This is a genomic window from Pseudooceanicola lipolyticus (genome assembly GCF_002786325.1).
GTDB lineage: Bacteria > Pseudomonadota > Alphaproteobacteria > Rhodobacterales > Rhodobacteraceae > Pseudooceanicola_C > Pseudooceanicola_C lipolyticus.
In genome coordinates this window covers 1-518 of sequence record NZ_PGTB01000438.1, presented here as the reverse complement: position 1 = coordinate 518, position 518 = coordinate 1, and the positions used below count along the sequence as shown (strand labels likewise).

1 pseudogene is annotated in these 518 nt (G+C 71.6%); it reads left to right on the top strand.

The annotated features are described in order from the left end of the window. A pseudogene (locus tag CVM52_RS27365) lies at positions 1–518 on the top strand (glycosyltransferase family 2 protein); the annotation flags it as partial.

Genomic DNA, 518 nt, shown 5'->3' with positions numbered 1-518 from the left:
AGGCCTTCGATTTCTGCCTGTTCCAGCATCACGACAGCCGCGCCGCGACCGAGCGGCGCTGGGGCCAGATGCCCTGGGACCAGGCGCTGTGGCGCGCCGCCGGGGTCGAGACCGGGGCGCTGTCGCCGGTGTCGACCCCGGCCGCCACGCAGCTGGTGCAGACCGCCAATTACCCCTGGAACAAGATCTACCGCACCGGCTTCCTGCGCGACCACGGCATCGGCTGTTCCGAGATCGCCCAGCACGAGGATGTCGAGCTGCACTGGCGCAGCTTCCTGCGGGCGCGCAACATCCTGGCCAGCGACCGGGTCTGCGCGGTGCATTTCGTCGCCCCCGGCGGCGGCCGGCTGACCAACCATACCGGGCCCGCGCGGCTGGAGGTGTTCGCCCCGCTGGCCCGCCTCGCAGCGGAGATCGCGCAGGCGGGCGACAGCCCCTTCGCGCTGCCCTTCTACCGCTTTGCCCTCGGGCTCTGCGCCTGGATCGAGGGCAATCTGCGCCCGGAATTCCACGACGCG